A 21,690-nucleotide genomic window follows, 5' to 3' on the forward strand; every position below is an offset into this window, starting at 1 on the left:
ATGACCATCCACGACACCGGTGTCCCGACGCCCCCGCCGGGCTGCCCGGCCCACGGTTCGGGCGCGCCGGTCCCGCTGTACGGCCCGGAGTTCGCGTCCGATCCGGGCGCGTACTACGCCTACCTGCGGCACTTCGGTGCCGCCGCGCCGGTCGAGCTCGCCCCGGGGGTGGAGGCCACCCTGGTCACCGACCACACCTCGGCCCGGCAGCTCCTCCAGGACTCCGTCACCTTCCGGAAGGACGCCCGCCGCTGGCGGGAGTTCAACGAGGGCCACATCCCCCCGGACAGCCCGGTCGTACCGGTGCTGGCGTACCGTCCCAACTGCATGTTCAGCGACGGCGCGGAGCACCTGCGGCTGCGGCAGACGATCACCGAGAGCCTGGCCCAGGTGAAGCCGCGCCGGCTGCGGCAGACCACGGAGAAGGTGTCCGACTACCTGATCGCCCAGTTCGGCTCCCGCGGCTCGGCCGACCTGCTCGCCGACTACGCCAAGGCGCTGCCCCTGTTCGTGTTCAACGAGCTGTTCGGCTGCCCCGCCGACATCGGCGACCGGGTCCTGTTCGGCGCCACCGGCATGTTCGACGGCGTCAACGCGGAGCGGGCGGTCGAAGTGCTGTTCGGCGCGGTGGGCGAACTGGTGGCGCTCAAGCGGTCCCGGCCGGGGGACGACGTCACCTCCTGGCTGATGCGGCACGAGGCGGCGCTCACCGACGAGGAGATGGTCCACCAGCTCGCCCTGCTCCTCGTCGCGGGCAACGAACCGCTGCGCAACCTGATAGGCAACACGCTGCACCGGGTCCTCACCCACGAGGGGTACGCGCAGAAGGGCGGCCTGATCGACGAGGCGCTCGAGGACACCCTGTGGGAGAACCCTCCCATGCAGAACCTGGCAGCCCACTACCCGGCCCACGACGTCGAGTTCGCCGGCCGGAAGCTGCGCGAGGGCGATCTCGTCCTGGTCAGCTTCGCCGCCGCCAACGGCAGCCCGGCGCTGGAGTCCGCGCGCCGGGGCAGCGGCAGCCGGGCCCACCTGGCGTGGAGCGCGGGTCCGCACGCCTGCCCGTCCAAGGATCCCGCCCGGCAGATCGCGATGGCCGCCGTCGAGAACCTGCTCAACCAGCTCCCCGATGTCGAACTCGCGGTCCCCGAGGACAGCCTGGTGTGGCGGCCGGGCCCGTTCAACCGCGGCCTGACCTCACTGCCGGCCCGGTTCACACCGCTCAAGGCGGCCCGTCCGGCCGACGAGCAGGACCTCGGCGGGTCGACCCACCCCGAGCAGCCCTCGGCCGCGGCGGAGCGCGCTCCGGAGCGGCGGGGCGGCGTGTGGAGCCAGTTCCTCAACTGGCTCTCCAAATGACGGCCCCTGACCGACCCCGCACGAAAATGATCACTTCCCTGCATGCTCCTGTTGCCCTTCGGGTAGGCAGCTCGCGAAGACAACGCGCGTAGCTGAGGAGATGTCGTGAAGCAGAGATCGGTCGTCGCCGATCCCATACCGTCGGCCTCCGTGCCGCGACCGCGGATACCCGCCTCCCGGGGCGGGTATCTTTTTGCCCGCCCGGCCTCCGGCGACACCTTCCGGCCGATGCCCCGACGGACCCCAGCGGGTCCGCCCTCGTCCCTCACCCTCGGCGAGCACACGGGGGGCCAGCTGCTGCGGCTGGCCCGGGCCATCGGCATGGACGAGGACGACGCACGGTCCTCCGCCCGGACGCTGCTGTCCGCTCTCGGTCCGGTCGCCCGCCGGCCCCTGCACCTGCGGCCGCCCACCTCGTCCCACCTCTCCGACGACCACACACCGGTGGAGTTCTCGCTCTCCTTCTCCTCCCGGGGCACCCCCTCCCTGCGCGTCCTCCTGGAACCGGGCTTCGGCCGCGCCGACCTCGCACGCAACGGCCAGGCAGGGCTGCGCGCCGTCCGGGACATGGCCCGCCGGTGGAACTTCTCCACCGAACGCCTCGACGACCTCGCGGACCTCTTCCTGCCCGCCGACCCGCAGGGGGAATTCGCCCTGTGGATCGCGCTGGAGCTGCGTGCCGGCGGCGTGCCCAAGGTCAAGGTGTATCTGAATCCTGCCGCGTCCGGGCCGGAACGGGCCGCGGCCACCGTGCGGGAGGCGCTGCGCCGGCTCGGCCACGAAGACGCCTTCGACGTCCTGCCGCCGGGCGACCGGCACCTGTTCTTCGCCCTCGACCTCGGAGACTGGGAGGAGCCCCGGGCCAAGGTCTACCTCGCCCACCACGAGTTGTCCGCCACGGGGGCGGGAGCCCTGTCCCGAATGGACGGCGGTCCTCGGCCCGCCGACCTCCAGGCGTTCTTCCACGCCGCCGCCGGAACCGGCCCCGCCGAAGACGACGGGGAATGCCTCCTCCCCGGCCGGCGCCCCGTGCAGACCTGCCACGCCTTCACCGACACCGCCGCCGGCCGTCCCACCGGCTTCACCCTCTACGTCCCTGTCCGCGACTACGTCCGGCACGACGGCGAGGCACTCAAGAGGGCCGTCACCGTCCTCACCCGTCACGGCATGGACCCGTCACCTCTCCGCCACGCCCTCTCCGCCGTCACCTCCCGCCGGCTGCGCGACGGCGTCGGCCTCATCGCCTACCTCGGCGTCGCCCACCAGCAGGGCAGTTCCCCCCGGGTGACCGTCTACGTGTCCTCCGAGGCGTACCGGGTCCGCCCTCCCAACCCGCGCGCCTGACCGTTCGCGGGACCCGCCCGCCGGCCACTGCACCGCGTCGGCCGCCCCCGGCCGAAGCGGTGCGCCGGTGCGCGGCGGACTTCGACGGCCGCACCATCGCCTAAGAGCTCGACGCCGCCGGCCGTCGGGTACGGCGGGTCACCCCCACCGGCCGCGTGCGGCGATTCTTCGTCCGCGACCTCAGCGATCGGGTGGTCAACGTCCCGGCCGCCGCTGCCCGGTGGCTTCCGGAGGTCCCCTCCCTCACCGCTCACCGCCCCGGAGGAGCGCGGCCTGTCCGCAGGGGCCGTTGTCCCGCTTCCGCTCCCGCTTCCGCCAGGCCTTGCGGCACGGAGGAAGGGGAGGCGCGAGGTGATGCGAGCAAGTCGCGCCGCGAGCTAGGGTATTGGGGTATTGGTGGGCGGCACCTGTGGCTCCGGTGGCCCCGTGTGGTTGCGAGATCGTCCAAGGCATCAGGGACCCGCGTGGGGGAAGCGTGCAGGCAGACGGTGCCGAGCCGGTCCCCGGCGACGAGGCGTGCCCTGCCTGGGCGGGCGCCGTGCACCGCAGCGCTCTCCACCCACTGGGTCGGATCGTCATCCCCTGGACCGAGTTCGACGGCTGACCCTCGGCGCCCCAAGCGAGGTGCCCCTGCCACACGGATCATCAGTCCGACCTGGAGCCCACGCGCCCGCTCCCGCTCCAGCGCCTTGCTAGCAGGCGTCCAAACCGGCACGCTCAGCGACTTCGGTGTCGAAGATGACGAGCACATCGTCGGTACCCAGGTGGAACGGGCCGTCAGATGTATACGTGGCCGAGCGGCCGGCGGCGATCCACACCTGGCCGGCGGCAGTCCGTAGGTGGAGGGCTTCCGGCACCGGCCCCCGAGCCCGCTGTTCCTGGCCGCACCACTGGACACGGCTGTACTCGATCGGAGCGGTGACGATGCCGGCCCACCGAGGGTGCTCCGTAACCGTGACGCGTGCCGGGCCGCCCGGCTCATCGACTCGGCGAAGGAAGTCACGCATGGGCGCCGGGTAGAGCTCAAGTCCGTAGTGGTCGAACGTACTGCCCCACACCGCCGAGTAGGTGTCGCCGTCGTCCACGGTCAGCTCCACGCCCATGGTGGGCTCGTGCCAGGCGCCATGGTCCCACTCGTCAGGATCGGTGCCGTCCTCGCCGCTCGTGAGTACGAAGTAGTCGACCGAGACGACGGTTCGCCCGCGCAGGCAGGCGACCAGTCGTCCGTAGCTGTCGGGAGTCGGGAACGGCCTGGTGCTCACCGGGGCATCCTGGCATCAGCCTCCGACCTGGGCGAGCGGATATCCCGGATCTCCCGACTCTCACAGGGCGACAGTTGAACCGGTACCTGCTCCCGCGCCTCTCGTACCTCCTGGGGGTTTCGTCCCCGAACTCGATCGAGACGACTCAGGCCGCCGTGCGAACGAACCGTCTCTTCCGCACGTGCGTCCTGTTCTACGGTGCAGGAAGTGACCCAGGACGCGGGAGGGCAGGGACCGTGGAGCAGGCCAGGACGGCGCTCGCCGAGCGCATCGCGGAACGCAGAGCGGGAGCCGGGGACCCGCGGGCGCTGGTCGGTGAGATGCGCCGGTCGGTTCTTCTGGTGCCGTCCGACGGTGGCGGTGGGCTGTGGTCCGCCCACTCCGGCGGCGTGCGGTGGATCTGCGCGTTCACCGACGAGGAGGCGCTCGCCCGGTTCGCGCGGCAACGAGGTGCGGGTGACCGGCCGATGGAGTACGCGGCGTTGCTGGGTGCGCGGATCGTGGACGAGATCGTGCCGTCCTTGGGTGTGCCGGCCGGGCTGGCGGTCGACATCGCGACGCAGGACGGGTCGATGTTCTTCCCGCCGGTGACCGGGATCGTCCCCGGGACCGCTGCCGTGGACGTCGAGGTGGAGGGGGACGGCCGTGGGCGGTGACGGGATGGACCTCAACTTCGACAAGGCGTCGGTGGCCAAGTTCACGCAGGGCGTGGGCGCGACGATCGACCAGCTCGGGGACCTGGGCGGGGCCACCGGCTCGGTGATGGGCAAGGGCTTCTCCTCCCTGGCGATGACCGGCATGGAGGCCGGCCACCACGGCCTGTCGGTGGACTTCGAGGACTTCTGCGAGCGGTGGGAGTGGGGCGTGCGGGCCCTGGTGGGCGACGCGAGCGCGATCGCCAACCGCCTCGGCCTGGCCGCGGGCACCCAGTGGGAGCACGACCAGTACGTCGAGGGCACGCTCAAGGTGGGCGTGAACGCGCTGGCGGGCGGCAATCCGCACGCCACCGAGGAGGAGATCGCCCAGCAGGGCTGGGGCGAGGTCTTCAAGCCCGACTACCTGGACCCCGATTGGAGCGGGGAGTCCTGGGAGCGGGCGGGTCAGGAGATGGAGCAGACCTGGAAGGACACCGGCCGCACGCTGATGACCGAGGGGCAGGGCGGCCGCCAGGCGGACATGCTCAACGACGCCCTCGGGATCTCGGACGACCGGTGGAACCAGGCTCTGGACGACACGTTCGGGCCGTCGCCCGAGGAACGCGCCCAGCAGCAACAGCAGCAGCAGAGCGGTGAGCACGGGGGGAACTGAGCATGGGCATCGGCGACTTCATCAGCGACATCACTCCGGACTCCGTGGAGGACGCGGTCGAGGACGGCGTCGAGTGGGTCGGCAACAAGGTCGAGGGCGCCGGGAACTGGACCGCGGACCGTCTCGAGGACGTCGGCTGGGACTCGGGCGCGGACTGGGTGCGTGAGCAGTCGCGTTCGGTGGCGAACCGGATGGGCGCCGAGGTCGACGAGATGGACCTCGGGCAGAGTGAGGACAAGACCAAGCTCATCTACGGCAGCGCGGAGAAGATCCGCTCCACGGCCGAGAAGCTCCGCGCCTTCCAGGCGGCGTTCGACAACGCCGGCGAGGGACTGCGCGGCCTGGACTCCTCGAAGCTGAAGGGTGAGGCGGCCGAGGCGCTGCGCAAGGCCGTGAGCACGCAGCCGCCGAAGTGGTTCACCGGCGCGGACGCCTGCGAGAAGGCCGCCGCCGCGCTGGAGGCGTTCGCCGGCACCGTCACCTGGGCGCAGGGGCAGGCACAGACCGCGATCCACAAGTGGAAGGAAGGCGTCAAGGCCTCCGAGGAGGCCGCGGACGCGCACCGCAAGAAGATCGACGACTTCAACGCGGCCGTAGACCGCCACAACGCCGACCCCGACAAGTACCCGGCCGGCGGCCTGCCCCCGCGCCCCTCGCCGACGTTCGAGGACCCGGGCAAGAAGCTGATGCAGGACGCGCAGGACATCCTCGCCGACGCCCGCAAGCAGCGGAACACCGCCGCCGAGACCGCCCGTTCGGCGGTGCGCGCCGCCAGGGACACGGCCCCGGAGAAGCCGTCCTACACCGCACAGGCGTTGTCCGGTCTGCAGGAGATGCAGATCATGGGCGACCACGTCGGCGGCGGCATCATCAAGGGCACCGCCGGGCTGGTGAACTTCATCCGCGGCATCAACCCGCTGGATCCGTACAACATCACCCACCCCGCCGAATACACCACCAACCTCAACAACCTCGCCGCAGGCCTGGTCCTCGCCGCCAACGACCCCGTCGGCACCGGCAAGCAGATGGTCAGCGACTTCATGAAGGACCCCTACGAGGGGTTCGGGCGTCTGATCCCGGACGCCGCGCTGGCCGTCGCCACCGGCGGCGGGGGCGTCGCGGTCAAGGGCGTCAGGATCGCCGCCGACGCCGCGGACGCGGCCCGGCTGCGCAACCTGGTCGACGACGCCCCCGACGGCACCCACAACCGCCCCGACCACTCGCGAACCACCGACGGCACCGACCCCGTCGACCTCGCCTCGGGCCGCATGTTCCTCCCGCAGACCGACGTCGAACTGCCCGGCATTCTGCCCCTGCGATTCACCCGCCGCACCGAGTCCGGCAACCCGTCAGGCCGCTTCCTCGGCCCCGCCTGGACCTGCACCGTCGACGAACGCCTGGCGATCGACCCGGTGGGCGTCGTCCACGCCACCCCGGACGGCCTGCTCATCACCTACCCGCACCCGGTCCCCGGCTCCCCCACCCGCCCCGAGTCGGGCACAGCCCGCACGCTACTGGAACGCGAGGGCGACGGCGACTACACCCTCACCGACCCGGACACCGGCCTCATCCGCCGCTTCACCGCCCCCTACGGCAGCGAGCCCGGCGAGGACGGCACCGCCTGGCTCGCCTCCCTCACCGACCGCAACGGCCACACCGTCACCGTCGACCGCACCGACGACGGCCTCCCGTTGGCACTGGTCCACTCCGGCGGCTACCACCTGAAACTGGCCCTCGCCGACGGCCGCATCACCGCCCTCACCCTCACCGGCGCCGGCGAATCAGGCACCGACCTGCCGCTGATGTCCTACGGCTACGACGAGCAGGGCAACCTCACCACCGTCACCAAGCCCTCCGGCGCCACCACCACCTTCCTCTACGACGACCGCCACCGCGTCACCGCCTGGATCGACTCCAACAACAGCCGCTACGACTACACCTACGACGACCACGACCGCGTCGTGGCCGAAGGCGGCGAAGCCGGGCACGTCAAGATCACACTGGCCTACACCGAACCCGCCCCCGGGACCGGTCACCGCACCACCACCCTCACCACCGCGGACAGCCGCGTCACCCGCCACCTCGTCGACCGCCACAGCCGGATCGTCGCCACCACCGACCCTGCCGGCATTACCACTCGGTGGACCTACGACTCCCACGGCAACGTACTGAGCCGTACCGATCCCCTGGGCCGAACGACCGCCTTCGTCCACGACGAGGACGGCCGTCTCCTGTCGACGGTCCGCCCCGACGGCAGCGGGCACACCATGACGCCGGGCCCCTTCGGGAGGTACACGGAACTGGTCGGGCCCGACGGGGCGCGGTGGACCCAGGAGTTCGACGAACGCGGCAACCGGACCTCCGTGACCGACCCCGGGGGTGGGACGACGCGTTTCGTCCACGACACCCGTGGACGCCTGACCTCGGTCGCGGACGCGCTCGGTGCCGTCACGACTGTGCGGTGCGACAGCGCGGGGCTGCCCGTCCGGATCACCGACCCGGCCGGTGGCACGACCCTGCTGGAACGCGACGCCCTGGGCAGCGTGGTCCGGGTCACCGACCCTGCCGGCGGCATCACGTGCCTCGAGTGGGACAGCGACAGGAATCTGGTCCGCCGCGTCGCACCGGACGGCAGCGTCGAGTCGTGGACCTACGACGGAGAAGGCAATCAACTCACCCACACCGACCCGGTCGGTGGTGTCTCCCGTTGCGAGTACACGCACTTCGACCTGCTGGCCGCCCGAAGCGGACCCGACGGTGCCCGGTACGCGTTCGCGTACGACGCCGACCTGCGACTCGTGGAAGTCACCGATCCTCAGGGCGCCCGGTGGACCTACGAGTACGACGCGGCGGGCCGTGTGGCCGCCGAGACCGACTTCGACGGCAGGACGCTCCGCTACCGGTTCGACCCCACCGGGCTGCTGATCTCCCGTACGGACGCTCTCGGACAGACCATCGCCTTCGAACGGGACCAACTGGGGCGGGTGCTGCGGAAGGACGCCGCGGGGCAGGTCACCACCTATGCGTACGACCCGGCCGGACGTCTCCTGCGCGCGACGGGGCCGGACAGCGAACTGCTCTGCATGTACGACCGTCGTGGCCGCGTCAAGGCCGAGGTCGTCGACGGCCGCACCATGAGTTACGCGTACGACGCCCTGGGACGCAGGACCCGCCGCGTCACGCCCACCGGGCATGTCACCACCTACGGATACGACACGGGTGGCCGCCCGGAACGTCTGACCACCGGACGGAGTTCGGTCGTCTTCACCCATGACGTCGCGGGCCGGGAAACGGCCCGGGCGTTCGGCGACGTCGAGAGCGCGCTCACCATCACCTCTGCCTGGGACGAGGCCGGTCGTCTGGCCTCCGAGCACATGAGCGCCGGTGGCCGGACACTCAACCGACGCGCCTACACGTACCGCCCGGACGGGTATCTCACCGCGGTGGACGACCTGTTGGCCGGGAACCGTTCCTTCGACCTGGACGCTGTAGGGCAGGTCGTCGGCGTCAGGGCGGAAGGCTGGGCCGAACGGTACGCCTACGACGCGAGCGGAAACCAGGCGGAAGCCAGTTGGCCCCTCTCACATCCCGGAAGCGAGGCCGTCGGACCGCGCACCTACGCCGGCTCGGCGATCCTCCGTGCCGGAGCCGTACGCTTCGAGCACGACGCGCTCGGCCGTATGACCCTCCGCCAGAAGCGGCGTCCGTCCCGGCGCCCGGACACCTGGCACTACACCTGGGACGCCGAGAACCGCCTCACCTCGGTCGTCACCCCGGACGGAACCCGCTGGCGCTATCGCCACGACCCGTTGGGCCGCCGAACCGCCAAGCAGCGGCTGGCCGACGACGGCGAGACCGTGGCGGAGGAGATCCGGTTCTCGTGGGACGGGATGACGCTCTGCGAGGAGACGATCCTCCAGGCGGACCTCGGGAACACGGTCGCCCTCACCTGGGACCACCGCTCCGGTGTTCCGCTGTCCCAGACGGAGCGAGTCCTCGGTGCGGGCACCCGCCAGGAAGAGGTCGACCGGCGGTTCTTCGCCATCGCCACCGACCTGGTCGGCACGCCCACCGAGCTGATCGGCGAGGACGGCACCGTCGCGTGGCGCAAACGCGCCACCCTCTGGGGCGCCACTGCCTGGGCCAGGTCGAGCACGGCGTACACGCCCCTGCGTTTTCCCGGCCAGTACTACGACCCCGAAACCGGTCTCCACTACAACCTGTTCCGTCACTACGACCCCGAGACCGCCCGCTACCTCACGCCCGACCCCCTCGGTCTGGCGCCGGCGCCCAACCCCGTCACCTACGTACGCAACCCCCACACCTGGTCCGATCCGCTCGGACTCAGTCCTTATCCACGCGGTGAGCGAGGCAACCCCTTCGACAACCGTGCCGACGCGGAGCGGGCCGCCCACGAACTCGCCGGCGTGCGCTACGGCGAGGAACCGATCGCCGAGTGGACCGTGACCGGGGACCGGCACCTCAAGCACGCACCTGGGTACATCTACTCGTCCGACCCGGCTCATTGGGGTCACTTCCGCCAGTTCGAGACGGACAGCGGCTCACGTGTGGTGGTCGAGCACACCCACGATCCGGCAGGCCCGCATTTCCATGCCGGCAAACCGAAGAACGACGACACCAGGAGTCTGGTCAACTTCGGCTGGGACAACACCCAAATCCAGCGGCCCGACGGCACCGTCGGCTATCCGGAGTCCATGGAGAGGTATGCCAAGATAAACAAGCCGGGCGGCGATCATCACCTTTTCTATTCAGGCGGCTGATCCCGGCGAACCGACGGAGGACAAGCAGTATGAACGACCGGCTGACGCCACACTGGCTGGAGATCTTCGAACGCTGCGGCTTGGACGTCGTGGAGGACCAGACGCACGAGGGACCTCCCGTCAACGCCGCGCTCTACGCGGTGAACGGGGTCGATGTCCAGCCTGCGGTCAAGGTCTCCGACTCGGCCCCTCACGCTCTCGAGGAGCTGAGCGGGGAGTGGCACCGGCTGTCCGGGGCAGCGCAGTTGTACTCGTCGAGCGGCGACTTCCTCCTCATGCCACCCGGATCCGGGGGCAGCAAGGTCGGCTGGGTGCGGGTGAGGGACCGGGTCGGAGCAGACCTTCCTTCACGCGTCGCCGCGGCGACGGGTGTGCCCGAGTTCATCGCCGTCTCCGTCGACGGCCGTCACCTGTGTGCCTCCACGGTCGAGGACGACGACTACTGGGTGGTCGTGCACGAATTCCACCCGTAAGGCCCGGCCCCGACACGGACGTAGTCGGGGCTGCGGCGCTCGGGACTCCAGGCGTCGTCGCCAGGACGGGGCTGGGACCGGTCCAGGGCCTGGATCTGCGATGTCTCGTCCACGTAGAGCACAAGCGCCTTCTCCGGCGGGTCGAGATGGAGGCCGACGACGTCACGGACCTTGTCGATGAACAGCGGATCCGTGGACAACACGAACGTCTGCGACCGGTGCGGGGCCCGGGCGAACGACGCCCGCCAGATCCGTGAACTGGCGGCCCGCAGTCGTCGCAGTACCCGTGTGGTGCTGGTGGTGGTCATCTCCGCGCTCACCCTGCCCACGGTTCTCCTGATGACTGCCGTTGCCTTCCAGGCAGCCAGACGGCTTGCTGGTGGTTTCAGAACGAACGGCGGCAGGCCACGGACAGACAGCAGCACGCTGTTCACCGTGGTGCCGACACGTCAGTGACAGTCGCTATCGTCCGCGCCATGACCTCAAGTGATCACCTGCTCGACCTGATCCAGAACACCCCAGAGATCGATCTGCTGCTGAGGTCGTCGTTCGGCTTCGACATCCATCGGAAGCACTATGGCGAGGGCTTGAGGCTTGCATCGGATGCACCGATGGAGGTGATCGCCGGTGGGGCCTACTTCCTCTGCACCGAGCAGAACGGTCGCCGACCGGTTGTATACGCAAGTTCCGAAGGGGAAGGCGGTCTGCTCGCCGATGACCTGGGGGAAGCGCTCACGAACCCACAAGACTCGGGTTGGGTTTCTGGTAAGCAACGATCGTGAGTGGCAACTGAGTTGGCACCCGCTGGTCAGCTCTCCCCGGGATCGGCTCTCGCCGGGCGGTGGTGGAACCGCAGACCGCCTCGGCCGTGAACGGACGCGGAGAAGCGGAGTCGTGGCTCTGGAGCGTCTGGGGGCCTGAAGTGTCGTCGCCGTTGCGCGAAGAGGACCTGGTGGAGGTCGGCGGGAATCGCTAGGAGCAGAGGCTGGGCGCCGGCGGCATGGGCGTCGTCCCTACCTCCCCGGTCACCAGGCGGGACGGCGGTCGCACTCAAGGTGATCCGACACCATCGAGCCACGGGCAATGTCCCCCGTCGGCCGGGCTTCGTGGTCCACGGTGACGGCCGGTTCGCCGCTAACCCCCAATGGCGTGCTGCACACTCTGAACACGCCCTGGGTCTCGGCAGACCCTCAACAGGGTCTCCGTGCCCCTGCGGGCCCAGGTGCGCGCCGCGGGCCGCGACCCCCCGCGTGCCCACCGAGTCAAAGGACAACCAGAACCGTTGCGGGCTCTCGGAACGTGAATGAACATGACGAGAGTCGGCGAACGAGGAGGGGGCGGGGTGTCCTTCGAGGAGGAGTGGGCGCAGCTGAAGGCTGATGCGCTGGCGAGGCGGGCCGAGGGCGGGATGCGGCTCAACCAGCTGCCGGCGGATTCCGGCGGAGATGCGCCGGCCGCGTCGGGCGAGGACCTTGTGGCGAAGGCGGACTCGATCAACGGGAACGCCAACGTGTTGGTGGAGATCGCCGGACTGCTGCACGAGGGCCGTCCGGACGCCGAGTCGGCGACGTTGGCGCGGTTACCGAGGGTGCCTGAGGATGTCGCGAGTCAGGTGGAACGTTTCGCCAGGTTCGCGGAGGATCAGTTCCTGGACACCATGGCCTTGTTCGCGGCGCTGTCGACCCGCCTGAGGACGGTCGGTGGGGATTTCGCGACGATCGAGGACGAGGCAGCCCGCCGGTTCCTGGAGGCGGTCCTCGGCGGCGATTACGTCTCTCCGGGGACGCGATGAGTGACGGGCTGAGCTACCGCAAGGATGTCGAGTTCCTGGAGAACTGCAATCCGCCGCTGGTGGAGCGCAACGCGGACGAGTACCAGCGCCTCAAGGCTCTCCTGGTGGCCGTCGCTCCCGCGGCGGAGCGGGCGGAGAAGCACACCGAGTGGCGCAGCGAGGGCAGCGCGCACTACACGGCCCGGCTCACCGAGGGGCGTCGTCTGGTCGACGAGCTCGCCGAGGGCTACGGTCATACCGCGAACGCGTTGCGTCGCTACGCGGAGGCACTGGCGTTGGCGAAGGCGTACTACTCCAACGGGCTGGTGAACGAGCAGGCGCTCGCCGACCTCATCCACACCAAGGGCACCGCGATCACCCGCACGGCTCAGGAGGCCGAGCCGATGCGGCAGTGGGAGGACATGCGCGCCACCACCGGCGTCATGGACTTCTTCGCGGAGCTGACCATGGACGTCGACGACATCCGTGACGAGGCCAACCGGCTCCACGACGCGGCCGGCGGCGACTTCGACCTGGCGCGGACCACCGAGAAGGAGGCCCGTGATCTCTGCGTCCACGAGCTCAAGCAGGCGTACGACCTGCTGCCGGACTTCCGGGTGTTCCTCACCGAGCGGGTGGACATCGCCGCCGCCATGCCCGATCTGCGGCGCGAGGCGGCCGAGGCGAGCAGCAACCCGGCGACCCGCTTGCCGGGCAGCGGGCCCAAGCAGGACTACTACCCGGCAGCCGGAGACAAGCTGGTCTCGCCGACGCTCGAGAACATCCGGATGCAGCTCGCCTCACTTCCGGGCGCGACGGACAGCTACTGGATACCGCCATCCAGCGACCAGGACAAGACCGAGTGGATCCGCGCCAACAAGGAGATCATCAAAGCCGCGGCCCACAACTCAGGACTGCCGCCGTCGATGGTCGCCGGCATCGCTTGGAAGGAGATCGCCGGCCAGCCTGGTCCTCTCGACGACATCACGGACACCATCCGGGAGCAGGCCGACTCCCCACTGAGTCCTATCACCCCTGAGAACCTGCCGTCGCGCCTCGGCGGTGACCCCGACGAGACGTCGTTCGGACCGATCGCCATCCAGGTACGGCGTGGTGCCGAGGTGCTCGGGTACGACCCGGAGAACCTCACCGACCAGCAACGGTCCATCATCGAGGACGCTCTCCAGGACCCGGGCCAGAACATCTTCATCGCCTCTGAGTACCTGGCCCAGCTGAAGGCGGAGAGCGACTTCGCCGACGTCCCCCCGGAGGAGATGACGCTGGAGCAGCAGCAGGAGCTCGCCGCCCGGTACAACGGCGGGCCCTACTGGGAGAACGACAAGGCACAGGGGTATGGCCGCGACTTCGCCAAGCACCTGGACGACGCAAGGAACGCGATCCGCTGATGGACTCCTCGAACCCCTCGAATACCGGTGACGCACAGCACGCCGCCGGGCATGCCCACCACCCGCTGGACGATCGTCCCTGGCATCCCGACGACGACCGGCCTCTGCTCCGGGTCGTCTTCGCCGTCCCGGTGGTGCTCCTGACTCTGGCGGCGGCGTTCTTCCTCTGGCTGGCCGTCATCACCCACCCGGACGGCGACTCGGACGAGGCCGCGTACGGCGGAATCGAGCTGGGCTGCGCCCTCACACTCGTCTCGGCGAGTGCGGTGGGGGCGCTGTGGCTGGTGCCCGCGGTGCGGAAGGTGATGCGGTGGCCGTGGGCGCTGCCGGCTGCGCTGCTCGGTGCGGCGGCCGTGGTGCGGTGGGTGTCCAGCGGGGCGTAGCCTTCGCCCGGCCGGCTGAAGCCGCACCGAGCTACTGCCCTGCCTTGTACGGGTCCTGCTCCGGTACGACGTATGGCTCGAGCTGGATTCCGGTCCGCAGTTCGTATGCGCGCCGAAGCCCGTCAAGGTGCTTGACGCGAAGAGCCAGACGGCTGGTCCAGCCGGCAATTTCCCTGGGGGTCACCTTGACGCGGCACTGCCGAAGCCATCGGACAGGGTCGAAACGCTGGCTGGTACCGGTGAGTGCGTCCGCCAGGTCGAGGGCGAGGATGCGGCGGGCGCCCGCTTCGGCGTCGCGGTCCCAAGCGATGCCCCGACATCTGGAGTGCCGTCCACGACGACGCTCCGGCATCCGCATCGGTACCGGGAGAGCCCGTGGTGGTGACCGAGCCGGTTGATCCCGCCTGCGCGAAGTCGCCAACCGGGTCGGGCAGCAGTGCCGAGACCGCGGCGCAGGTGCCCCCGCGGTAGAAGAAAGCCGTGTCGGAGCCCGCTTCGGTGCTCCCGGCGCAGGGCTTGCCCGGCCCGCGGGCCGTACCGGCCGGTTCTGTCGCTCTGGGACCGGAGACCGCGGTGGCTGGGGAGCGGGGAGGGAGCGGGCGGCTGGCGCACGGCGGGCTGCGGCAGCTTGTCATCGAGCACCTCACCGCTCATCCAGGTGAAGCGTTCACGGCCACCCGGATCAGCCGCGTGCTCGACCGATCCTCGGGGGCCATCGCCAACGCTCTGGTCACACTGACGAAGCAGGGCCGGGCCGAACAGGTCACCGAGCGGCCGCGTACCTACCGCGCCGTGCTGCCGGACGAGGCCGCATAACCGGAGCCGCGAGAGCGCTGCCGGGCAGGTTCGCCAATGGATCCGGTCCGGCAGCGCTCCTCTCGTGTCTATCCGGGGGCGAAAGGTCTCCATCCCAGGTGTGTCGGAACCATCGCCCTCGCAGTCCGCCGGGCCCCGCCCGAACCACGTCGTCCACGTGGCTCTGCCAGACGACCCACCCGAAGTGACCGTCCCGGTCGCCACCGCTCTGCTGCCCCTGCTGCGGCACCTGGCCGCCAGCCCTGCCCTCCCCGACCACACCCCATCCGAAGGGACGACCAGTTCGTGATTCGTTTCGCGTTCGCCGGACGCTGCTCCACCGAGGACCTTCAAGATCCCGAAGCGTCCCGGAACTGGCAGCTCACCCGCGCCAAGGCGCTGGTGGAGCCGGCCGGCGGTGAAATCGTCGCCGGGTACTCCGACATCGGCCACAGCCGCTCCCTGTCATGGCAGCGACGCCCTCGTGCCAACCAACTCCTGCAGGCACTCCGCAATCCCCAGCGGGGCTTCGATGCCGTGGTCATCGGGGAGCCGCAGCGCACCTTCTACGGCAACCAGTTCGGGAACACATTCCCCATCTTCGTCCATTTCTGCGTTCCGCTGTGGGTGCCGGAGGTCGGCGGGCCCATCGACCCGGACAACGAGGCGCACGACCTCGTCATGTCCGTCTTCGGCGGCATGAGCAAGGGCGAGCGGAACCGGATCAAGATCCGGGTCCGGACCGCGATGAGTTCCCAGGTCCAGCTCCAAGGCCGCCACCTCGGCGGACGGCCACCCTACGGGTACAGGACGGCCGATGCCGGCCCTCACCCCCACCCCGCGAAAGCGGCGACCGGCGCACGGCTGCATCACCTTGAGCCCGACCCCGAGACCGCACGGTCGTACTGCGGATCTTCCAGAGCTACGTCGACGGCGCCTCGCCCAACGCCCTCGCCGCCGTCCTCAACCGTGAAGGGGTCCCCTGCCCCTCCGCGCACGACGCGGCCCGCAACCCCCACCGGGCCAAAACTGCCCGGCAGAGCGGCGCGATCCTGCACAATCCCCGCTACACCGGCCACGAGGTCTGGAACAAGCAGCGCAAGGAAGAGCACCTCATCGACGTCGAAGAGGTCACCCTCGGCCACCGGACCCGGATGGCTCACAAGCCGGAGGAAAGTGGGTGTGGTCCAACGAGCCCGCCCACGAACCGATCATCACCACCCGCCTCATCGAAGAAGCGCAAAAGGCCCGCCGCGAACGCTCCCTCCGGCACGGCGGCCGCCCCGAACTCGACACCACCTACCGGCAACCGCCCCTACACCCTGCGCGGCAGGATCCGGTGCGCGCTAGCGGGAGGAGGATGCAGCCCGCCGTCATCCGCGACAACGTCTACTAACGGTGCGAGTTCCGCGAGACGGACCAGGCCCTCCGCCCCGGCCTCGACCACCCCCGCACCGTGTACCTGCGCGAAGACATCATCACCCCGCACCTCGACCGGTGGATCGCCCGCGCCTTCACTCCCGACCGGCTCACCATCACCTTCACCGAGCTGACCCACGCCACCGCCACGGCAGCCAAAGCCGCTGCCGCCGGCACCCCCGAAGAGAACCAGGCACGGCGAACCCCGCAGGAGTGCGACAAGCGCCTCGCCCGCTACCGTGCTGCACTCGCCGCCGGAGCCGACCCCACCTTCGTCACCCGATGGATCAACGACGCCCAGAGCGACAAACGCACCGCCCTCGCGAGACTGAAGAAGCCGGAGAGCCGCAGGCGAGCGCAGTCGGCGTGGCCAAAAAGAAGCTGCAGGTCGAGCAACCGCTGACGGAAAAGGACACCATCGAGATTGCGAAGAACAGCGGAGATACCGCACAACGGCTACTGAGTGCCGAAGCCAAGGCCAAAGCAGCGCTACACGAAGCCCTGGGCATCACTGTCCGCTACGAAAACGCGACGAGGACCGCGACCGTCAGGTCGAGGCCCTCGCATGCGTATCGTTGGAGTGCGTGTCCGAGGGGGGACTTGAACCCCCACGCCCGATAAAGGGCACTAGCACCTCAAGCTAGCGCGTCTGCCATTCCGCCACCCGGACCAGGTGTGTTGTCGCTCTGGGGTGATCCCCGCGGCGACATGGATAACCATACCAAGACTCCGGGGTGGGTTTCACCCGCATATCCGCTGGTGGGCGGCCCGCATCGAGGGGTACACGGAGCGTGATCGGCTCAGGTGGGGGTCTTCAGGCCGGTGAGCAGGCGGGCGGTGTCGAGGCCCGTGGTGAGGTACTGCTCGAAGGTGGCGTTGTGGAGGGCCCAGGGGAACGCCGCCGGCGGACGAGGGCGACGGCGGCGTCCACGGGGTGGCCGAGTTCGGTGAGGGCCTGGGCGACGACCAGGCCGGAGCGGTTGTAGCCGGAGTGGCAGCGGACCAGCACCCTGTCGCCGCGGCGGACGGCCTGGGCGGTGAGGCCGGCGAGCTGCTGGACGGTGTGGATCTGGTCGGGGCCAAGCGGACCGTCGGGGATCTCCGCGATCAGGTGCTCGACCGTGGTGCCGGGTCCGTGGCCGGGCCGCGTGAAGAGGCTGACCACCAGGTCGAACTGGGTGCCCACCACCGCGGCCCGCAGTTCGCCGGTGGGGTCGGTCCACTGGTGGCCGCCCATCCACAGGTCCGGGACGATCTCGTTCCAGGGCTCCTCGGGCCCGGGCACGTCCCGGTCCCGCTGTCGGGTCTTGCGCATCCGTGCGTCTTCCCTGTCTCCGTCTCAACGTGGAGCGGCATCACCGCGGGTGGGTGGGGGTCGGGCCTCAGCCCGGCGGGTCGCCCTCGGCGCGCTCGGCGAGTGCTGTCCTTGCCTGCCTGGGCGCCGTAGGACAGGATGCGCGTCACGGGACAGACGGTTCTGGTGAAGGGAATGCGACCGGCCAGCGCCTGCTCAGTCTCCCCGCGGGGAGACGCTGGCCGGCGGTCGGGCTACGGCATCAGGTGGTGGTCCGGGAAGTTGCCCGGCAGCCGCTCCCCCGGCGGGCCGTGGGTGACGGCGCGGACCAGGAGGTCGCCGCCGACGAAGGCGCCGTGCCAGGAGTGGCCGAAGCCGCCGAACAGTTCCTCGCGGTCGCCGCGTGAACGGGGGCGGTTGTGGCCGGTCTTGAAGGCGCGGATCTGCGGGGCGAGGCGTTCGTGGACGGCCGGGTCGTCGGTGGAGAGGGTGGCGACAAGGGCGCCGTTGGAGGCGTTCATGGCGGCCAGGAGTTCGGCCTCGGTGTCCACCAGGACGATGGTGTCGACCGGGCCGAAGGGTTCGGCGTGGTGGAGCGGCGAGGACGGGGGCGGGTTGAGGAGGGTGACGGGCCGGACGTAGGCGGAGGTGTCCTGGCCGGGGAGGAAGCGGGCGTCCCGGTCGCTGCCGCGGTGCAGGGGGACGGCGCCGCGGTCGATCGCCTCGGCCACCTGGTCGTGGAGGTCCTTGGCCTTGGCGGCGTTGATCACGGGGCCGAAGTCCAGGGTGGGGTACGGGTCGTCGGGATGCTCGACGGCGAGCGGGTGGCCGATGCGCAGGGTGCGGACGGCGGGCAGGTAGGCGGCCAGGAAGGCGTCGAAGAGGGTGCGCTGGACGACGAAGCGGGGGTAGGCGGTGCAGCGCTGTTTGCCGTAGTCGAAGAGTTTGGGGATCACGGCGGTCAGGGCGTCCCAGTCGCTGTACCGCCACACGCCCCAGGTGTTGAGGCCCTCCTGTTCGAGGATGTGCCGTTTGCCGAGGTCGGCGACGGCGGTGGCGACGGCGGCGCCGGTGTCGCGGCCGCCGACGAAGGAGACGCAGCCGATCTCGGGGGCCCGGACCAGCGCGCGGGAGAGCTCGCTGCCGCCGCCGCTGACCAGCGGTGACCGGGACGCCCTCGCGGGCGGCGAGCGCGCAGGCCAGGGTGAGGCAGGCGACGCCGCCGTCGGTGGGGGTCTTGGCGATCACCGCGTTGCCGGCCAGGGCCTGGACGAGGAGGGCGTGGACCAGGACGCTCATCGGGTAGTTCCAGCTCGCGATGTTGGAGACGGGTCCGTCCAGCGGGGTGCGGCCGTCCAGCATCCGGTCGATGCCCTCGACGTACCAGCGCACGCCGTCGACGCAGCGGTCGACGTCCGCGGTGGCCGACCTCCAGGGTTTGCCGATCTCCCGGACCAGCAGGAGGGAGAGCAGGTCGCGGTGGCGGGCGAGGGAGTCGAGGGTGGCGGCGACGCGGGCGCGGCGCTCGGGGAGGGGGACGTGGCGCCAGGCGCGGTGCTGGTCGAGTGCGGCGCGGACGGCGGCGTGCGCGGTGGCGGCGTCCAGCCGGGGCGGCCCGGCGACGGGGGTGCCGTCGACGGGGCTGGTGGCGGGCAGGGGGTGGCCGTCGGGGTGCCAGGCGCCGTTCCAGAGGTTGAGGACGCGGTCGTCCCGGAACGCCTCGGGGGCGGCGGCGAGCGCGCGCTGCCAGGCGTCGGTCCAGGAGGTGCCGGATTTCAGTACCAGGGGAGGCATGGGTCTCCGCTCTCGGTGAGGTCCGGTGGGCGGGGGCGGGGGGCGGGTGCGGGGGCGGGAAGCGGGGGCGGGCAGTGACCGGAACCGTCGGCCGCGCGGGGCGACCACTGGGCAGCAGCCGCGCCCCCGGACCGGGGCGGGCGGTCAGCCGCGGAGGTCCAGCGGACCGGCGGTCAGCCGCGGAGGTCCGGGGGCGGGCGGTCAGCCGCGGAGGTCCGGGGGCGGGGCGGTCAGCCGCGGAGGAGGGCCGCGGCGAGGCGGGCGGTCTCGGTGGGGGTGGAGCCCACCCGGACGCCGGCGGCCTCGAGCGCGGCCTTCTTGGCGGCGGCGGTGCCCGAGGAGCCGGAGACGATGGCGCCGGCGTGGCCCATGGTCCTCCCCTCCGGGGCGGTGAATCCGGCGACGTAGCCGACGACCGGTTTGCTGACGTGGTCGCGGATGTGGGCGGCGGCGCGTTCCTCGGCGTCGCCGCCGATCTCGCCGATGAGGACGATCAACCGGGTGTCCGGGTCGTCCTCGAAGGCCCGCAGGCAGTCGATGTGGGTGGTGCCGACGACCGGGTCGCCGCCGATGCCGACACAGGTGGAGAACCCGAAGTCCCGCAGCTCGTACATCAGCTGGTAGGTGAGGGTGCCGGACTTGGAGACCAGGCCGACGGGGCCGGGCCGGGTGATGTCGGCGGGGATGATCCCCGCGTTGGACCGGCCGGGGCTGATCAGGCCGGGGCAGTTGGGGCCGACGACCCGGGTGCCGCTGCGGCGGGCGTGGTCGGTGAAGGCCACCGTGTCGTGGACGGGGACGCCCTCGGTGATGACGACGGCGAGGCCGATGCCGGCGTCGGCGGCCTCGGTGACGGCCGCGCGGACGTGGGCGGGCGGCACGAAGACCACGCTGACGTCGGCGCCGGTGGCCTCGATGCCCTCGGCGACGCTGCCGAAGACCGGGACCTTGCGGTCGTCGAAGCCGACGGTGCGGCCCGCCTTGAGCGGGTTGACGCCGCCGACGACGTCGGTGCCGGCGGCCAGCATGCGGCGGGTGTGCTTCATGCCTTCACCGCCGGTCATCCCCTGGACGAGGATCCTGCTCTCCTGGGTGAGGAAAACGGCCATGTCGGTACTCCTCAGGTCCGGGGCCCGTGGGCGGCGTGGGCGGCGTGGGCGAGTTCGGCGGCGCGTCGGGCGGCGCCGTCCATGGTGGTGGCCTGCTCGACGAGCGGATGGCCGCGCTCGGCCAGGATCGCCCGGCCGCGGGCGGCGTTGTTGCCGTCGAGCCGCACCACCAGCGGCCGGGTGAGGTCGACGCTCTCCAGGGCGCGGACGATGCCGTCGGCTACGGTGTCGCAGGCGGTGATGCCGCCGAAGACGTTGACGAGGACGGACCTGACGCCGGGGTCGGAGAGGACCACGGAGAGGCCGTCGGCCATGACGTGGGCGGAGGCGCCGCCGCCGATGTCGAGGAAGTTGGCCGGGCGGGCGCCGCAGCCGGCCACCACGTCGAGGGTGGACATCACCAGGCCGGCTCCGTTGCCGATGACGCCGACCTCGCCGTCCAGCTTGACGTAGTGCAGGCCGCGTTCGGCCGCCGCGGCCTCCAGGCGGTCCTGGGCCGTGTCGCCGTGGTCGTCCCTCAGGGGGTGGCGGAAGCGGGCGTTGTCGTCCAGGGTCACCTTCCCGTCCAGGGCCACGATCTGCCCTGGGCGGTCTCGACCAGCGGGTTGACCTCGACGAGGAGGGCGTCCTCTGCGGTGAGGACGCGCCAGAGCCGCATCAGGACGTCCACCGACCGCGGGGGCAGCGCGGCCGCCTCGGCGATCCGCCCGGCCACCGCGGCGGTGACGCCCTCGGCCGGGTCGACGGGCATGCGGACGACGGCCTCCGGGCGGGTGGCGGCGACCTCCTCGATGTCCATGCCGCCCTCCGCGGAGGCGATGGCGAGGAACCGCCCGGACGTCCGGTCGAGGACGTAGGAGACGTAGAACTCGCGCGCGATGTCCACGGGTTGGGCCAGCATCACGCTGCGGACGGTGTGGCCCTTGATGTCCGTGCCGAGGATGCGGCGGGTGACGCGTTCCGCCTCGGCGGGATCGGCGGCGAGCCGGACCCCGCCCGCCTTGCCGCGCCCGCCGGTCTTCACCTGCGCCTTGACCACGGCCCGGCCGCCGAGGCGGCGGGCGATCTCGCGTGCCCGGCCGGCCTGGTCCGTCACCTCCGCCCGTGGCGTCGGCACGCCGTACTCGTCGAGGAGTTCCCTTGCCTGGTACTCGAAAAGGTCCATTCCGGCTCCTGATGAAAGTGCCGCACG

16 protein-coding genes, 1 tRNA gene and 5 pseudogenes are annotated in these 21,690 nt (G+C 70.9%); 15 read left to right on the top strand and 7 right to left on the bottom strand.

All coding sequences use genetic code 11. The features are described from left to right. The gene (locus ACWD3O_RS15915; RefSeq protein ID WP_451416255.1) at positions 1 to 1,359 is read left to right on the top strand and encodes a cytochrome P450; all 1,359 of its coding nucleotides are present in this window, start codon (positions 1 to 3) and stop codon (positions 1,357 to 1,359) included. A 228-nt stretch (positions 1,360 to 1,587) separates the two neighbouring features. Then, entirely contained in the window at positions 1,588 to 2,703 is a 1,116-nt protein-coding gene (locus tag ACWD3O_RS15920) for a tryptophan dimethylallyltransferase family protein (RefSeq protein WP_451416256.1), read from the top strand. A gap of 692 nt (positions 2,704 to 3,395) precedes the next feature. On the opposite strand, the gene ACWD3O_RS15925 is transcribed toward ACWD3O_RS15920, so the two are convergent. Next, positions 3,396 to 3,965: a hypothetical protein gene (locus tag ACWD3O_RS15925; RefSeq protein WP_451416257.1), complete on the bottom strand. Its 570-nt coding sequence runs from the start codon at positions 3,963 to 3,965 to the stop codon at positions 3,396 to 3,398. A gap of 236 nt (positions 3,966 to 4,201) precedes the next feature. Between ACWD3O_RS15925 and ACWD3O_RS15930 the strand changes: the two genes are divergently transcribed. The 4 genes from ACWD3O_RS15930 to ACWD3O_RS15945 are packed head-to-tail and all read left to right on the top strand — an operon-like array spanning position 4,202 to position 10,527. Then, entirely contained in the window at positions 4,202 to 4,621 is a 420-nt protein-coding gene (locus ACWD3O_RS15930) for a hypothetical protein (protein WP_451416258.1), read from the top strand. Next, entirely contained in the window at positions 4,611 to 5,273 is a 663-nt protein-coding gene (locus tag ACWD3O_RS15935) for a hypothetical protein (protein ID WP_451416259.1), read from the top strand. The genes ACWD3O_RS15930 and ACWD3O_RS15935 overlap by 11 nt, the downstream gene beginning before the upstream one ends. A gap of 2 nt (positions 5,274 to 5,275) precedes the next feature. Further along, the gene (locus ACWD3O_RS15940; protein WP_451416260.1) at positions 5,276 to 10,054 is read left to right on the top strand and encodes a putative T7SS-secreted protein; all 4,779 of its coding nucleotides are present in this window, start codon (positions 5,276 to 5,278) and stop codon (positions 10,052 to 10,054) included. A 29-nt stretch (positions 10,055 to 10,083) separates the two neighbouring features. Continuing rightward, positions 10,084 to 10,527 carry a hypothetical protein gene (locus tag ACWD3O_RS15945; protein WP_451416261.1) on the top strand — a complete coding sequence of 148 codons (444 nt, stop codon included), beginning with the start codon at positions 10,084 to 10,086 and terminating at the stop codon, positions 10,525 to 10,527. An 8-nt stretch (positions 10,528 to 10,535) separates the two neighbouring features. Here ACWD3O_RS15945 and ACWD3O_RS15950 read toward each other — a convergent pair. Next, positions 10,536 to 10,781 (bottom strand): annotated as a pseudogene (locus ACWD3O_RS15950) (IS630 family transposase); the annotation flags it as partial. 222 nt (positions 10,782 to 11,003) lie between these two features. On the opposite strand from ACWD3O_RS15950, the gene ACWD3O_RS15955 reads away from it, so the two are divergent. From ACWD3O_RS15955 to ACWD3O_RS15995, 9 genes and pseudogenes are all read left to right on the top strand, one after another. Next, on the top strand, positions 11,004 to 11,309 hold the full coding sequence (locus ACWD3O_RS15955) for a hypothetical protein (RefSeq protein ID WP_451416262.1): 306 nt from the start codon (positions 11,004 to 11,006) through the stop codon (positions 11,307 to 11,309). 560 nt (positions 11,310 to 11,869) lie between these two features. Beyond that, the gene (locus tag ACWD3O_RS15960) at positions 11,870 to 12,319 is read left to right on the top strand and encodes a hypothetical protein (RefSeq protein WP_451416263.1); all 450 of its coding nucleotides are present in this window, start codon (positions 11,870 to 11,872) and stop codon (positions 12,317 to 12,319) included. Further along, a complete protein-coding gene (locus tag ACWD3O_RS15965; protein ID WP_451416264.1) occupies positions 12,316 to 13,704 on the top strand; it encodes a hypothetical protein in 1,389 nt (462 codons plus the stop codon). The genes ACWD3O_RS15960 and ACWD3O_RS15965 overlap by 4 nt, the downstream gene beginning before the upstream one ends. Then, positions 13,704 to 14,087, top strand: a complete 384-nt coding sequence (locus ACWD3O_RS15970) for a hypothetical protein (protein ID WP_451408963.1) — start codon at positions 13,704 to 13,706, stop codon at positions 14,085 to 14,087. Before ACWD3O_RS15965 ends, ACWD3O_RS15970 begins: the two co-directional genes overlap by 1 nt. 690 nt (positions 14,088 to 14,777) lie before the next feature. Next, complete coding sequence (locus ACWD3O_RS15975) at positions 14,778 to 14,903, top strand: hypothetical protein (protein WP_451416265.1); 126 nt, start codon at positions 14,778 to 14,780, stop codon at positions 14,901 to 14,903. Between the two features lie 36 nt (positions 14,904 to 14,939). Beyond that, positions 14,940 to 15,578: pseudogene (locus ACWD3O_RS15980) on the top strand (hypothetical protein); the annotation flags it as partial. 215 nt (positions 15,579 to 15,793) lie between these two features. Beyond that, positions 15,794 to 15,934, top strand: a pseudogene (locus ACWD3O_RS15985) (hypothetical protein); the annotation flags it as partial. Positions 15,935 to 16,062: 128 nt separating this feature from the next. Then, the gene (locus ACWD3O_RS15990) at positions 16,063 to 16,278 is read left to right on the top strand and encodes a hypothetical protein (protein WP_451416299.1); all 216 of its coding nucleotides are present in this window, start codon (positions 16,063 to 16,065) and stop codon (positions 16,276 to 16,278) included. Between the two features lie 60 nt (positions 16,279 to 16,338). Next, positions 16,339 to 16,704: a hypothetical protein gene (locus ACWD3O_RS15995; protein ID WP_451416266.1), complete on the top strand. Its 366-nt coding sequence runs from the start codon at positions 16,339 to 16,341 to the stop codon at positions 16,702 to 16,704. A 182-nt stretch (positions 16,705 to 16,886) separates the two neighbouring features. Here the strand turns inward: ACWD3O_RS15995 and ACWD3O_RS16000 are convergent. The 5 genes and pseudogenes from ACWD3O_RS16000 to sucC form a co-directional block, all read right to left on the bottom strand. Further along, positions 16,887 to 16,971: transfer RNA gene (locus tag ACWD3O_RS16000), tRNA-Leu, on the bottom strand. A gap of 144 nt (positions 16,972 to 17,115) precedes the next feature. After that, positions 17,116 to 17,616 carry a protein-tyrosine phosphatase family protein gene (locus ACWD3O_RS16005; RefSeq protein ID WP_451416267.1) on the bottom strand — a complete coding sequence of 167 codons (501 nt, stop codon included), beginning with the start codon at positions 17,614 to 17,616 and terminating at the stop codon, positions 17,116 to 17,118. Between the two features lie 233 nt (positions 17,617 to 17,849). Continuing rightward, positions 17,850 to 19,389: pseudogene (locus tag ACWD3O_RS16010) on the bottom strand (aldehyde dehydrogenase family protein). A gap of 230 nt (positions 19,390 to 19,619) precedes the next feature. Beyond that, positions 19,620 to 20,498, bottom strand: coding sequence for a succinate--CoA ligase subunit alpha (gene sucD, locus ACWD3O_RS16015; RefSeq protein WP_451416268.1), 879 nt, complete (start codon positions 20,496 to 20,498; stop codon positions 19,620 to 19,622). An 11-nt stretch (positions 20,499 to 20,509) separates the two neighbouring features. After that, positions 20,510 to 21,663, bottom strand: a pseudogene (gene sucC / locus ACWD3O_RS16020) (ADP-forming succinate--CoA ligase subunit beta). Between the last annotated feature and the right edge of the window lie 27 nt (positions 21,664 to 21,690).

The sequence above is a fragment of the Streptomyces sp. NPDC002640 genome (genome assembly GCF_053592575.1).

Bases quoted from the DNA above. Each gene is read 5' to 3' on its own strand.
- ACWD3O_RS15945 (WP_451416261.1), top strand. From the start codon at position 10,084: ATGAACGACCGGCTGACGCCACACTGGCTGGAGATCTTCGAACGCTGC.
- ACWD3O_RS15915 (WP_451416255.1), top strand. From the start codon at position 1: ATGACCATCCACGACACCGGTGTCCCGACGCCCCCGCCGGGCTGCCCG.
- sucD (WP_451416268.1), bottom strand. From the start codon at position 20,498: ATGGCCGTTTTCCTCACCCAGGAGAGCAGGATCCTCGTCCAGGGGATG.
- ACWD3O_RS15955 (WP_451416262.1), top strand. From the start codon at position 11,004: ATGACCTCAAGTGATCACCTGCTCGACCTGATCCAGAACACCCCAGAG.
- ACWD3O_RS15940 (WP_451416260.1), top strand. From the start codon at position 5,276: ATGGGCATCGGCGACTTCATCAGCGACATCACTCCGGACTCCGTGGAG.
- ACWD3O_RS15970 (WP_451408963.1), top strand. From the start codon at position 13,704: ATGGACTCCTCGAACCCCTCGAATACCGGTGACGCACAGCACGCCGCC.
- ACWD3O_RS15920 (WP_451416256.1), top strand. From the start codon at position 1,588: ATGCCCCGACGGACCCCAGCGGGTCCGCCCTCGTCCCTCACCCTCGGC.
- ACWD3O_RS16005 (WP_451416267.1), bottom strand. From the start codon at position 17,616: ATGCGCAAGACCCGACAGCGGGACCGGGACGTGCCCGGGCCCGAGGAG.
- ACWD3O_RS15965 (WP_451416264.1), top strand. From the start codon at position 12,316: ATGAGTGACGGGCTGAGCTACCGCAAGGATGTCGAGTTCCTGGAGAAC.